This is a genomic window from Pseudomonas putida (genome assembly GCF_028682395.1).
GTDB classification, from domain to species: Bacteria; Pseudomonadota; Gammaproteobacteria; order Pseudomonadales; family Pseudomonadaceae; genus Aquipseudomonas; species Aquipseudomonas putida_AB.
Window position 1 is genome coordinate 405837 of sequence record NZ_JANHLC010000001.1, and the last position, 13334, is coordinate 419170.

The window sequence follows — 13334 nt, forward strand, 5'->3', positions numbered from 1 at the left end:
CATGACCATGACCGAACAGCTGAACGCCCTGGGCTCAATCCTGGCTCAGGGTGGTCTACACAGTCTGTTCCAGCCGATCGTTTCGCTGTCGGAGCGACGGATCTTCGGTTACGAGGCCCTGAGCCGCGGCCCCTCCAACAGCCCCCTGCACTCGCCCATCAGCCTGTTTGCCGTCGCCCGTCAGGCCGGGCGCCTGAGCGAGCTGGAAATGGCTTGTCGGCACAGCGCCTGCAAACGTTTCAGCGAGCAACAGCTGCCGGGCAAGCTGTTCCTCAACGTCTCCCCCGAATCCCTGCTGGAACCCACCCACCAGCCCGGGCGCACCCTCAAGCTGCTGCAGGACTTGCGCATCCCGCCCAGCCGGGTCGTGATCGAGCTGACCGAGCAGACGCCAACCGATGATTTCCAACTGTTGCAGAACGCCCTGCACCACTATCGCGACATGGGCTTTTCGATTGCCCTGGATGACCTGGGCGCGGGCTATTCGAGCCTACGGCTGTGGTCGGAACTGCGCCCGGACTACGTCAAGATCGACCGCCACTTTATCGACGGCATTCATCAGGACGGGGTCAAGCGCGAGTTCGTCGGCTCGATCATGCAGATCGCCAAGGCCTCCCGGGCGCTGGTGATCGCCGAGGGCATAGAGCTGGCGGAAGAACTCGCCGTGCTGACCGAAATGGGCGTCGACCTGGTCCAGGGCTACCTGCTCTGTCGCCCCCAGGACCAGCCACCGCGCGATGCCCGGACCCTGCTGCCCAAGCTCGAAAGCCAGGCAGTGTCATTGAGCGAAGAAGGCAGCGACCTCAGCGCCCTGCTCAACGAGCAACCGGCCGTGGCGCAGAACACCCCGACCGCCACCGTGCTGGAGGCCTTTCGCCTGCAGGCCAATCTCAACTCCCTGGCGGTGCTGGACGAACAGGGCCAGCCCTGCGGCATCGTGCATCGGCATTCGCTTTCGGATGTCTTGCTCAAACCCTTCGCCACCGACCTGTTCGCCCGCAAGCCCATCAGCCGCCTGATGAGCGACGACTTCCTGGCCGTGGAACTGAGCCAGTCACTGCAACAGGTCAGCCGCCTGATCACCAGCCGCGCCCGGCAGCGTATCGAAGAAGATTTCATCATCACCCAGCAGGGCAGCTACTTGGGCCTGGGACGGGTGATCGACGTACTGAAGCTGATTACCGAACTGAAGATCCAGCAGGCCCGGTATGCCAACCCCCTGACCCTGCTGCCGGGCAATGTGCCGATCCAGCAGTGCCTGACGCGCCTGCTGCAACAGGCACGCGAGTCGGTCATCTGTTATGTCGATATCGACAGCTTCAAGCCCTTCAACGATATCTACGGCTACGGGCGCGGCGATGAAGTCCTGTTGTGCCTGGCCCAGAGCCTGAATGATCGGGTGGATCCGAGTCGCGACTTTGTCGGCCATATCGGCGGTGACGATTTTATGCTGGTCCTCGGCTCAGAAGACTGGCGCAAACGCCTGAGCCTGCTGCTCGATGACTTCCACCAGCAATGCCGACGCTTCTATCGCAGCGAGCATCTTGACGCCGGCTGCTTCACCGCGACCAATCGCCAGGGCCAGCGCCAGGAGTTCCCCCTGCTGTCCTTGTCGATTGGCGTGGTGCATCTGCATCCGCAAAGCTGTGCCCTGCTCGATGCCAGCCAGTTGGCCGAGCTAGCCTCCGAAGCCAAGCACCATGCCAAGGATGTGATCGGCGCCAGCGTGCATGTGATCGATACACGCCAGGTCGAGACACTCATCGCACTCGATCAATCGATCGTGGGGCTCTGAGGGGCCTTGAGCTGCTCCAGCTTGAGCGGCGCCAACGGATGCCCGGCTTGGACGGCCAGCGTCCACCAGCGCGCCGCCTCGACAGGATCAGGCGCGTTGCGGGTATCCCCGGCCAGGCTGATCACGCCCATCTGATAAGCCGCCTTGCCATCACCGGCTGTAGCCGCCAGGCGCATCAGGCGGATGCCTTCCTCACGCGCTCCGAGCCCCTGGCCACGAAACGTCAGGATATGACCGTAGAAGCTTTGTGCAGACACATCTCCCAGATTGGCCATGCGCGCAAACTGGCCCTCCATCCAGCGCCAGACCCTGGGTTGGCGCATCAGTCGTGGCCAGTGGAACAATCGGCGAGCCAGCCAGTAGCTCAATCGAGCACGCAGACGCCAGAGCATTCAGGCCTCCACGGTGTCGGGGTAGCTGTATTCGAAAACCCGCACGACTTCCGAGGCATGCCATGACGCTGCGGCCACACCGTCGGAGGGTCCGGAGAAACGCCCAAGGCGCTCGACACATTCAAAGAAGCCCGTGCGGGGCAAGCGGCTCGCCCCCTGGCTGATGACCAGGGAGCTGCGCAGAGGTTGCTCGGCCCGGGCATCCAGCGCCGCCAGATGCTCAAGTGCCGCGGTCAGGGTCTGCATCGCCGGGCTCGGCAGTTGCAGCCGTTCGAGCAAGGCACGGTAGGTCAGTAAATGGCGCTGGCGACGAGCCTGATCGAGTTCAGTCAGTAACCCATCCCAGTGTTGACGACTGATACGTACGCTCACGACGCTTCCCCCCAACCTGATACGCCCAATTCCCACGCCAGGCTACGACTGATGGCCGCATCGGGCTGACGCTCGCCACTTTCGATCATTGCCAGGTAGGACGGGCTGATGCCCACTGTTCGCGCCAGGCTCTCAATGGCCAGGCCCTTGGCTTCGCGCAGCGTTCGAAGTTGGTCGAGGCCCGGCAAGGCCTCGCGGGATACGGCAGCCCGAGGTTGCTCGGGGGCCGTTGGCGTGGCAGTGCGCAAGCCCGCTGCCTTGACCAGAGCCTGGTATTGCGCCCAAGGCAGGACGGCATACTCCGGCTCACCATCACGTTTAATGATTTGAAGATCCATTTACTACACCCCGTAGGAGTACTGCATATAACGAGTCGGCGATTTCCTTGTAGCTTAATCTTATCAGCCGCCACGGTCGTTAGTGTTGTTGCTACGGGGGTTAAACGGGAAAAACCTTAGATTTTATCCGGGTGTTCCAGCTGCAAGGCTTTCACACTGTCCGGCAAACGCTCGACCTCGCGCAGTTTCTCCGGTGCCTGGCGCTCACGCCAGACACGAAAGGCACTCAATTCGTCGTCTAGGGTTTTCATCAACCAGGCCAGGACCGCAATATCGTCGAACATGCCAAACACCGGAAGAAAATCCGGGATGGCATCGATCGGGCTGAGAAAATACATCAACCCGGCGACCACCGAGATCAAGGCCTTGGGGCTGATCGCCCGGTACTCGCCACGCCAGTAGGCCAGGCATAGCGCCTGGAGCAGGCGCAGGTCGCTTTTGAGCTTGCCCAGGCGATTGCCTTGGGCGTTGCCCTTGCGCGCCACCGCAAACAGTAACGCTGGCAACCGCCCCCGCCCCAGGAGTCGTTGTGCGAGCGGTAGGAAGCGGGTGAAATTCCACGGGGCTTTCATCTTCACTCCACGTCAGGTGACACAAAATGTTATCCACACAAATTGTGGATAACCTTGTGAACAGAGCCACTTTTCATAGCTGAAAGGCCCACTCTACAAGGGCCTGGCTCAGATCGGGCATTTTTTACTCACCTAAAAAAAGCCCAGTATTTCATTGACTTGAACGCAATCAGAAGCTACCGAAAGTAAGACTGCACCAGCGCGCCAACGTTCGCCCGGGCTTAGGTTCTGCCAACGCCGGAAACGACAACGCCCCGTCGAAACGGGGCGCTGTGCAAAGAAAACCGCAGCTTACTTGGCGGCGTCTTCTTGCTTGGCTGGATCCTTGATAGCCAACAGCTCCAGGTCGAAGACCAGTACGGAGTTGGCTGGAATCGCCGGGCTCGGGCTTTGTGCGCCGTAGGCCAGGTCGCTCGGGATGTACAGCTTGTACTTCTCGCCGACATGCATCAGTTGCAGGCCTTCGACCCAACCTGGGATCACGCCGCTGACAGGCAGATCGATCGGGCTGCCACGTTCTACGGAGCTGTCGAACACGGTGCCGTTGGTCAGCTTGCCGGTGTAGTGCACAGTGACGACGTCAGTCGCTTTTGGCTGGGCGCCATCGGCCTTCTGCACGACTTCATACTGCAAGCCCGAAGCGGTGGTGACGACACCCGCTTTCTTGGCGTTTTCTTCAAGGAACTTCTTGCCGGCAGCTGCCGACTCTTCGCTCATTTTGACCAGACGCTCTTCGGCACGCTTCTGCAAGGCAGCGAATGCCTCGACCAGCTCTTCATCCTTGAGTTTCTGTTCTTTCTTGCCGACGGCGTCTTCGATGCCCTGGGCCACGGCCTTGGAGTCGAGATCGTCCATACCTTCCTGAGCCAGGCTCTTGCCCATGTTCAGGCCGATGCCGTAGGAGGCTTTCTGCGCCGGAGTTTTCAGCTCTACGCTGGTCTGCGAGTCACAACCCGCCAGTACCAGGCTAACCAGGGCTACCGCCGCCGCCAACCGATGCTGTTTCATGCTATTTCCTTGTTCATGCGCCAAAAGGGCAATCGAGTAAAGCCGCGAGCTTATCAGGCGGCCACGACCAATGGCTACCGGCATGAGAGGCACAAATAGCCGATAAGTTCAGGGCGTGGAACCTTTTTCGCCAAGGCATATTTCCAGCAGGCCAAACGATCAAGCCAAAATGCCAGTATCACGGGCTGAAAGCAGCGTCACTTTCGCCAAAGCCCATGGTTCATCCCGCCAGGGGATGAACCATGGGCTTGGTTTACCAGACGTTACCCGCTTGCCAGGCAGCTCTGAAATCAGTGCATGCCGGTCGCGGGACGCTTGATGGTCTTGAGCAGGTCATCCGGGGTGATGTAGCCCACCATGCTTTCGGCGCTGCCCGGATGCGGCTGGTTGAAGATATGCCCTTTCATCTTGCCGATGATGTGCATTTCGCAGGGCTTGCAATCGAACTTGAGGGTCAGCACCTCGTCCTGATGGATCAATTGCATGGGCGCGACCTTGGTCCGCACGCCCGTCACGCCCTTGGCCTGCTTGGGGCACAGGTTGAAGGAGAAACGCAGGCAGTGCTTGGTGATCATCACCGGCACTTCGCCCGGCTCTTCGTGGGCCTCGTAGGCCGCGTCGATCAATTGCACACCGAAGCGGTGATAGAACGCCCGCGCCTTTTCGTTGTACACGTTGGCCAGGAAGCTCAGGTGCGCCTCCGGGTACACCGGCGGCGGAACACTCACGGCCTTGCGCCCACCCCGTGGATGGCCTTCCACCCGCGCAGCGGTCAATGCCTCGATCGCCTCGCGGCGCAGCGCCTTGAGCTGGGAATTGGGGACGAACACCGCTTGCTGCTCATCGATAGAGACTTCGCTGGCGTAGTACAGGGTCGTGCCCAGCTTGCCCAGGGTGTCCTGTAACTGGCTGCGGGCCTGTTCGGCATCCTTGGGTGTACCAAACGGTCCGGCCAGGTTGACCGTAGCGCTGATACCCTCGCTGCTGGTGACGGTCAGGCTGACCTGCTGCTCGCTCAAACGCGCCGCCCAGGTGACCGCGACCCGACGCTCGGCCGAGGTTTTCATCAAGGCCTGCTGCCAGTTGTGATCCAGGTTGCGATTGAGCACATGGTGCGGGCGCAGCTCCTTCAACTCCGCAGGCATTTCATTGGGCACCACACGGTATTGCCGATGCTCGACGCCGTCCTGCTCGAACTCCCCCATCGGCTCCACGGTATTGGCCCGAAAACCCACGACATTGCGCTTGAACAGGACATTCAGGCCATCACCGTTATTGAGGCGCTCGCGGGTCACCACGGTGAGTTCGCTCTTGCCGACACTCAACACTTCGCCCACGGGAAGGCCGACAAATTTGGGCGACTCGAACGCGCCGATGTCGATCTTGCGGTCACTGACAAAATAGTCAGTGCTGCCACGGTGAAAGGTCTTTTCCGGATCGGGCAGGAAGAAGTGCTCGGTAAAGCCACTGGACGAACGTGCCAGCTCCGGGCGCTCGGTCAGGATCTCGTCGAGCTGCTGACGGTAGAACGCCGTGATGTTCTTCACGTAGCTCATGTCCTTGTAACGCCCTTCGATCTTGAACGAGCGCACGCCGGCATCGACCAGTGCGCGCAGGTTGGCGCTCTGGTTGTTGTCCTTCATCGACAGCAGGTGCTTGTCGTAGGCGACAACCCGGCCCTGGTCATCCTTGAGGGTGTACGGCAGGCGGCAGGCCTGGGAGCAGTCGCCCCGGTTGGCACTGCGGCCGGTCTGCGCATGGGAGATATTGCACTGCCCGGAAAACGCCACGCACAAGGCGCCGTGAATAAAGAACTCGATGGCTGAATCGACGCCTTCGCTGATCGTGCGGATCTCCTGCAGATTCAGCTCACGCGCCAGCACCAGTTGGGAAAAACCTGCCTGGGAAAGAAACCTGGCTTTATCCAGGCCGCGAATGTCGGTCTGCGTGCTGGCATGCAGCTCGATCGGCGGAATGTCCATTTCCAGCACGCCCATGTCCTGCACGATCAGCGCATCGACACCCGCCTCGTACAGTTGCCAAATCAGCTTGCGCGCCGGCTCCAGTTCGTCGTCATGCAGGATGGTATTGATAGTGACGAAAACTTTGGCGTGGAACAGGCGGGCAAAGCTCACCAGCTCGGCGATATCTTCCACGCTGTTACTCGCATTGTGCCGAGCACCGAAGCTGGGGCCGCCAATGTAGATGGCATCAGCACCATGCAGGATGGCCTCCTTGGCGATGGCAGTATCACGCGCAGGGCTGAGGAGTTCGAGGTGGTGCTTGGGTAGGGACATGGTCTTATTCTGGCTTCAGGCAAGAGGGTCATGGTTCGACCGGCCATTTTAGCCTGAAAACGCGCCATGTCTGCGCAAGGCCGCGCAGTCCGACGACAGGACTTAATAAAGTGGCTGTCAGTGGATGCTTAATAAAGAGAGGCTCAAGCGGTCGTCTGCGGCTCGAAAGCGCAAAAACAAACGGCCGAAAACGAAAAAGCCCGCACTAGGCGGGCTTCTCGCGATGATCTGGCGTTCAGTGGTCCAGATCAAAAATATGGCGCAGCGGACGGGACTCGAACCCGCGACCCCCGGCGTGACAGGCCGGTATTCTAACCGACTGAACTACCGCTGCGCGACACACTGAAAACGAAGTGGTGGGTGATGACGGGATCGAACCGCCGACCCTCTGCTTGTAAGGCAGATGCTCTCCCAGCTGAGCTAATCACCCTTTCGCTTTTGGTGCGGGGCGCATTCTGCCACAAAAAAACACAACGTGTTGATTTAAATAATAAATTATTCAAAAAAATGATTAATCGCTAAAAAACGCTCTATTCCAGCCCGAAAAAACTCACTCTCCTGCCGCGTCTCCCCTGACATATTCCTGACCAGCGGTTGACGCCCTCGCCTGCCAATGGTCAGATGCGCGCCAGTTTCAGGTGTCCGCAGCCGTCGTGCTGCGGGTGAAACGGGAAGCCGGTACGCCTTTTGGCCAGTCCGGCGCTGCCCCCGCAACGGTATACGAGCGAACTATTCACACTGCCACTGTGCCAAGGCATGGGAAGGCGAATATTTCATGAACCTCGTGAGCCCGGAGACCGGCCTGATCCAACACATGGCAATCCGCGGTGGGCGGGTGCAGGCCTTGGCGTGCGCATCCTCTTCTGCACGCCGACTTTCTGCGTCAGCTCCCTTGCTTGCCCGGCTCAGCTCAACCCGGCGCACCTCGATGACCGTTGCAACCCAGCACCACCGCTCTATTCCCACAGTCTGGAACGACCGTGACGCCGCGTTCTACAGCGAACACCTGGCCGCCTCCAATTATGTCGAGCGCGTAGGTGGTCGACTGCTGGCAGAGCTCGGCCCACAGCAAGACCTGCTGGATATCGGCGCCGGCTCGGGCATTCTCGGTCGCCATCTGCTAGCACCCGGCGCCCAATGGACCGCTGTCGAACCCAATGCCTATATGCGTGGCTGCATCCAGCGCCTGGCAGCACAAGCGCCGTCCGTCGAGCTGAACCTGCACAACAGCCTTTGGCAGGATCTTGGCAAGCTGGACCTGGTGCCCGCCGACACGCTGCTGTGCGCCAATATCCCGGTGGCCGACGGCCAGGCCGAAACCTTCCTCCAGCAGATCCGCCCCCTGGCCAAGCGCACACTGGTGTGGAACCTGCCGGCCCAGGAAGGGCCACGGACCTATTGCCTCTCAGGCTTTTTGCCAGCGCAACTGCACCGCAGCGATATGACCCCAGGCTACCAATTGACCCTGGACGAACTCAGCCCCAGCGCCCAACCCAACCATATTCTCTTTACCGACTGGGCCTTCAGCACCCTGTTCGCCACACCGGAAGCCGCCCTGATGCACTTCAGGGAGAAACTCGGCGCCCTCGATGGCGCAGCGCTGCGGCTGCTTGAACGGCATTTGCAGGATCACCTGCAAGCCACCCCCGGCGGCTGGCTGGCCAGCGCCCCGAAACGCGCGGCCAGCCTGATCTGGCAAGCATGATCCAGCTCTTACAATAATGCCTCGGACTTCTCCTATGCCTCGCTTACGCCATGTCATCACCGCCGCCCTGCCCTTCCTGTTGGGCAGCAGCCTGGCCACCCGCGCCGCCGACAGCCCTGCAGTCCTGCAGATGGACTCGACCCTGGTCAGCGCCCCGCGCGCCGGCGAATCCCTCAAGGATGTGACCAGCACCGTGCAGGTGATCGACAGCGAACAGATCGAACGCTCGTCAGCCCGCAGCCTCACCGACTTGTTGGCAGAAAACGCCGTGGGCTTTTTCAGCGAATGGACCCCGGGGCAGACCTCGATCAATATCCGGGGCGGCAACACCGATGGCCAGGGCCGGGATTTCCGCAGCCAGGTCACGGTTCTGCTCAACGGACGCCGGGCCGGCACCGCGAACATTTCCAAGCTCTCACCGGCACACGTCGCGCGTATCGAAATCATCCGTGGCCCCGCGTCGGTGATCTACGGCAGCCAGGCCATCGGTGGCGTGATCAATATCATCACGCGCAATGGCCGCAACACCGAAGGCGGCGGCGCGACCCTCCAGGGCGGGTCCTGGGGCCTGGCCCAGACCAGCCTGTTCCAAAGCGGCCAGTCCGGCGCACTGGACTACTACCTGGGCATGGACAGTGGCCGACGCGACGATTACCGCAGTGCCGACGGCACCCAGGAAAACACCGCCTGGAAGCGCCGCGGCGGCCTGCTGGCGCTGGGCTATGAGCTGTCCGACGACCAGCGCGTGGAGGTGACCCTGCGCTCCGACGGCATTTACGACGCCGGCTTTCGCGGTTCGCAGTGGGACTACAACAACTACGACAATCGCTACAACCAGTCGGTAGAAGCCAACTGGACGGCCAAGCCGACCGACTGGCTCAACTGGTCATCCCAGGCTTATGCACTGCGCGATATCGACGACCTGCACTGGGGCTCGGAGCGCCAGGGCAACGGCACGGCCGGTTTCAGCAAGGATCATATCGAGCGCCGCCTTGACGCCTACGGACTCAAGCTGACCCCACAGTTTCTGCTGAGCCCCGGCACCGACCTCCTGGTGGGCCTGGACCTGGAAAAAAGCAAACTGCGCAACGATCGCTTGCGCATCGCCATGAACGGCTCGACCAACAGCCAGGTCGCCCCTTATGACATCAACTCGGACGACCTCAGTGCCGCACTCTATGCCGAGCTGATCCAGCGCCTGATGGACGACCGCCTGACCCTGCGCGCCGGCTCGCGCTATAGCTATGGCCGCTCCAGCACAGTCAAGACCGACTACATGCCGCTGCTGGACGAAAAGACCCGCAGCTTCGACGAAGCGACCTACAGCCTGGGCGCCGCTTTCCAAGCCCTCCCCGGCGTCAAGCTGCGCGCCGGGGTCTCCACCGGTTTCCGCGCGCCACTGGCCGGTGAGCTGGCAGCCAACTTCACCACCACCAGCGGCAGCCAGACCCTGGGCAATGCCGACCTCAAGCCGGAAACCAGCCTGCAGTTCGAAACGGGGATCACCCTGACCAACCGCCACCAGTTCTTCGACCTGGCGCTGTTCCAGAACCGTATCCAGGACCGCATCACCAGCCGCCCGCTGGGCAACAATGTCAGCCAATACATCAATGGCGACGGCGACGCCGTGATTCGTGGCCTCGAAGCGCAATGGCAGTACGACCTGGCCAGCGCCCTGGCCCTCGGCGAAGACCGTATCCTGCGCCTTAATGCCAATGCCACCTGGAACTTCGACATGGACGACAAGGGCGCCGCGGCCACCCTGACCGGCCCGCATCGCGACCAAATCCAACGCATGTACCAGCACCAGGCCGGCCTCGCCCTGACCTATGGCCAGGAACGCCATTGGGACCTGGGGGTCAATGCGATACTGCGCGGCCCCGTGTACTATCGCACCGAAGAACGCCTGCTGACCCCGGATGCCAACTACGTCTATCGCAAAGCGCCATTCTGGGTCTTCAATTTGCGCGGCAACTACCACTTGAACGAACAGCTGAGCCTGTTCGGCGGGGTCAACAACCTGTTCGATATCGACCGCAGCACCCTGTTCATCGCCACCGGCAACGACTCTTCGCTGGCCGATCCGCGCGCTTCCAATGGTGGCCTGGGCAATAGCAATCCGGGCCGCGAGCTGTACCTCGGCGCCCGTTACCGGTTCTAACCCGGATGCGCTGGCTGGTGCTTTTATGCCTGCTGCTCAGCCCGGGCACCCGGGCTGACGGCGGCTTTCCGCTGACGGTGGTCGATGCATTGGGTCGCCAGGTGGAAATCGCGCGCCAGCCGCAGCGCATCGTCGCCATTTTCGCCAGCAACGTGGAAATGCTGGCGGCCATCGGCGCCGGCGATGCCATCGTCGGCGTCGAGGAATGGACCCGCTACCCGGCCGATATCGCCGAGCGCAGCAAGGTCGGTGGGCGCCTGGGGTTCTCCGTCGAAGCCATCGCCCGGCTCCAGGCCGACCTGGTCGTCATGACGCCAGCGCGGCAAGCCGCGACCCTGGTCGACCCGCTGCAACGCATCGGCATCCCGGCACTGGTCCTCAATCACCGTGATCTCGATGCCGTGCTCGCCAATATCCGCCTGCTGGGTCGGGCCACCGGCCATGAGCCGGATGCCGAACAGTTGATCAAGCGTATGCAGGTGCGCCTCGATGCCGTCCAGGCACGCCTGGCCGGCCGACCTCCGGTGGCGGTTTACATGGAAACGGGCAGCAATGAGCGCGGCAGCTACCTGAGCCTGCGCGGGAAAAACTACACCAGCGATATCCTGCGCCTGGCCGGCGGCCGGAACCTGTTCGCCGACAGCCGCCTGAGCCAGGTCGGCGGCGAATCGGTCTTTCACGCCAATCCTGCACGCATTATCGTTGCCGGCACCCCGCAACAAGCCGCCGCCCTGGCCCGACGGCCAGGCTGGCAGAGCATCCCGGCGGTCGCTGCCGGACGCATCGACAGCCTACCCAGCGCCCTGCTGTTGATACCCGGCCCCAGGGTGGTCGATGGCGTCGAGCAATTGGCCGCCCTGCTCCACCCCGATCTTTTCCCCTCCCCCCATGCCGAGCCCGCACCATGAGCGCCGCCGACCGACGCTATCGCCTGCTATGCCTGACGCCGCTCCCGGCGATCCTGATCGGCCTCTGGCTGGGCGCCGAACCCGCGCGCTGGAGCGATCTGATCGCCTTGTGGCAAGGCAGCGATTCACCTTTCGCCCAACTCCTCTTGAACTGGCGCCTGCCCAGGGTGCTGGCGGCCTTTTGCGTGGGCGCCTGCCTGGGCCTGGCCGGGGTGATTTTCCAGGGAGTTTTCCGCAACCCGCTGGCCGAGCCTTACCTGCTGGGCAGCGCGCCGGGCGCCGCGGTGGGCGCCGCCATCGCGTTGCTGGTGCCACTCCCCCTGGCCATGTCACTGAGCCTGCCGCTACTGGCTTTCGTCGGCGCCTGGGGCGCGACCCTGCTGGTGCTGCTGATTACCCGCCTGACCCGGATCAATGACACCAGCGGCCTGCTGCTGGCCGGAATCGCCGTGGCCGCCCTGCTCGGCGCCCTGCGCAGCTTGCTGCTGCTGGCGCTGTCCGATGAAACGGTCAATCTGCAAGTGGTCCTGAGCTGGACCCTGGGCGGCATTCATACCCCGGACTTTGCCGCGCTGGGCCTGCTGGCCCTGCTGACCGGCCTGGCACTGTTCAGCGCCAGCCGCCTGGCCCACGGCCTGGACCTGCTGGGCCTCGGCGACTCGGTGGCCTACAGCATGGGCCTGCGTCCGCAACGCTTTATCAATCTGGCACTGCTGCTGGCAGCCGCCATCACTGCGCTGGCCGTGTCCTGGGGCGGGCTCGTCGGCTTCGTCGGCCTCGTCGCGCCCCACGCCGTGCGCTGGCTGATCGGCCCGACGCATCGCCGGCTGATTGTCGCCAGCGCACTCACCAGTGGTGCCTTGCTGGCCTTGCTCGACGGCCTGGCTCGCAGCCTGCTGCCGCCGGCGGAAATCCCCCTGGGCCTGCTGACCGCACTCCTCGGCGCGCCCTTCTTCATTGTTTTACTGACCCGCACGAGGCCCACCGCATGAGCCCCCTTCCCGCCCTTCAGGCCCAGGGACTGTGCGTACGCTACGCCGGCAAAGCGGTGCTGCAGGATTTCGCACTGGACCTTCACGCAGGCGAAATGCTGGTGCTGGTCGGCCCCAACGGCTCGGGCAAAAGCACCGCATTGCGCGCCCTCGCCGGTGTCCAGGCCCTGAGCAGCGGACAGATACACCTGCAACAGCGTGCCTTTGACCGCTGGCCAGCAGCAGAGCGCGCACAGTATCTGGCCTACCTGCCCCAGGACTTTCGCAGCCAATGGGACCTGCAGGTCGAAGAACTGTTGCAACTGGGCGCCCGACGCAATCCCGGCCAACTCGGCCAGGCACTGCCCCGGGCCTTGATCGACTCGCTGGATATCGGCCATCTGCTGCAGCGCCGGCTGTCCCAATTGTCCGGCGGCGAACGGGCCCGGGCCGGAATCGGCTGGGCCCTGGCCGCGGATTCGCCGCTGCTGCTGGCCGATGAGCCGACGGCGGCGCTGGATATTGCCCATCAACTCCACCTGATGAACTATCTACGCAGCCGCCTGGATCACTGCGCACAGTTGCTGGTGCTGCATGATCTGGGGCTGGCCCTGCGCTTCGCCGACCGCATTGCAGTGCTGGCTGAAGGCCGTTTGCTGGGCCAGGGCTGCCCGCAAACGGTCCGCCAGGCCGGCTGGCTGGAACAGGCCTTTGGCCTGACGTTTATCTGGCAGGACAGCCCCCATGGGCCATACCCCATCCCCCTGGGCACGACTCATCCGTAGCGTCTTGCCAAGGCACGGCGCTTTACGCAG

The 13334-nt window shown here is 62.6% G+C and carries 12 protein-coding genes, 2 tRNA genes and 1 riboswitch; of the genes, 6 read left to right on the forward strand and 8 right to left on the reverse strand.

Annotated elements, in window-relative coordinates; translation table 11 throughout:
- Position 1 precedes the first annotated feature (1 nt).
- Positions 2-1795 (forward strand): bifunctional diguanylate cyclase/phosphodiesterase, encoded by a 1794-nt coding sequence (locus tag NPS46_RS01895; protein WP_274104695.1) that lies wholly within the window; start codon positions 2-4, stop codon positions 1793-1795.
- On the opposite strand, the gene NPS46_RS01900 is transcribed toward NPS46_RS01895, so the two are convergent.
- From NPS46_RS01900 to NPS46_RS01935, 8 genes are all read right to left on the reverse strand, one after another.
- The gene (locus NPS46_RS01900) at positions 1774-2187 is read right to left on the reverse strand and encodes a sel1 repeat family protein (protein ID WP_274104696.1); all 414 of its coding nucleotides are present in this window, start codon (positions 2185-2187) and stop codon (positions 1774-1776) included. The two genes, NPS46_RS01895 and NPS46_RS01900, sit on opposite strands and share 22 nt — an antisense overlap.
- Positions 2188-2559 carry a hypothetical protein gene (locus tag NPS46_RS01905; protein ID WP_274104697.1) on the reverse strand — a complete coding sequence of 124 codons (372 nt, stop codon included), beginning with the start codon at positions 2557-2559 and terminating at the stop codon, positions 2188-2190.
- Complete coding sequence (locus tag NPS46_RS01910) at positions 2556-2897, reverse strand: helix-turn-helix domain-containing protein (RefSeq protein ID WP_274104698.1); 342 nt, start codon at positions 2895-2897, stop codon at positions 2556-2558. The genes NPS46_RS01905 and NPS46_RS01910 overlap by 4 nt, the downstream gene beginning before the upstream one ends.
- A gap of 116 nt (positions 2898-3013) precedes the next feature.
- Entirely contained in the window at positions 3014-3469 is a 456-nt protein-coding gene (locus NPS46_RS01915; RefSeq protein WP_274104699.1) for a YkvA family protein, read from the reverse strand.
- A 291-nt stretch (positions 3470-3760) separates the two neighbouring features.
- The gene (locus tag NPS46_RS01920; protein ID WP_274104700.1) at positions 3761-4477 is read right to left on the reverse strand and encodes an FKBP-type peptidyl-prolyl cis-trans isomerase; all 717 of its coding nucleotides are present in this window, start codon (positions 4475-4477) and stop codon (positions 3761-3763) included.
- 290 nt (positions 4478-4767) lie between these two features.
- Positions 4768-6774, reverse strand: coding sequence for a peptidase U32 family protein (locus NPS46_RS01925; RefSeq protein ID WP_274104701.1), 2007 nt, complete (start codon positions 6772-6774; stop codon positions 4768-4770).
- A gap of 257 nt (positions 6775-7031) precedes the next feature.
- Positions 7032-7108: transfer RNA gene (locus NPS46_RS01930), tRNA-Asp, on the reverse strand.
- Between the two features lie 20 nt (positions 7109-7128).
- Positions 7129-7204: transfer RNA gene (locus tag NPS46_RS01935), tRNA-Val, on the reverse strand.
- Between the two features lie 189 nt (positions 7205-7393).
- Positions 7394-7594: riboswitch (cobalamin riboswitch) on the forward strand.
- Between the two features lie 108 nt (positions 7595-7702).
- Between NPS46_RS01935 and NPS46_RS01940 the strand changes: the two genes are divergently transcribed.
- From NPS46_RS01940 to NPS46_RS01960, 5 genes are read left to right on the forward strand one after another with little or no spacing between them, the layout of a single operon-like run.
- Positions 7703-8479: a class I SAM-dependent methyltransferase gene (locus NPS46_RS01940; RefSeq protein ID WP_274104702.1), complete on the forward strand. Its 777-nt coding sequence runs from the start codon at positions 7703-7705 to the stop codon at positions 8477-8479.
- 34 nt (positions 8480-8513) lie between these two features.
- Positions 8514-10640 (forward strand): TonB-dependent receptor, encoded by a 2127-nt coding sequence (locus NPS46_RS01945; RefSeq protein WP_274104703.1) that lies wholly within the window; start codon positions 8514-8516, stop codon positions 10638-10640.
- A gap of 5 nt (positions 10641-10645) precedes the next feature.
- Entirely contained in the window at positions 10646-11548 is a 903-nt protein-coding gene (locus NPS46_RS01950) for an ABC transporter substrate-binding protein (protein WP_274104704.1), read from the forward strand.
- On the forward strand, positions 11545-12540 hold the full coding sequence (locus tag NPS46_RS01955) for a FecCD family ABC transporter permease (RefSeq protein ID WP_274104705.1): 996 nt from the start codon (positions 11545-11547) through the stop codon (positions 12538-12540). The genes NPS46_RS01950 and NPS46_RS01955 overlap by 4 nt, the downstream gene beginning before the upstream one ends.
- Positions 12537-13304 (forward strand): ABC transporter ATP-binding protein, encoded by a 768-nt coding sequence (locus NPS46_RS01960; RefSeq protein ID WP_274104706.1) that lies wholly within the window; start codon positions 12537-12539, stop codon positions 13302-13304. The genes NPS46_RS01955 and NPS46_RS01960 overlap by 4 nt, the downstream gene beginning before the upstream one ends.
- Positions 13305-13334 lie beyond the last annotated feature (30 nt).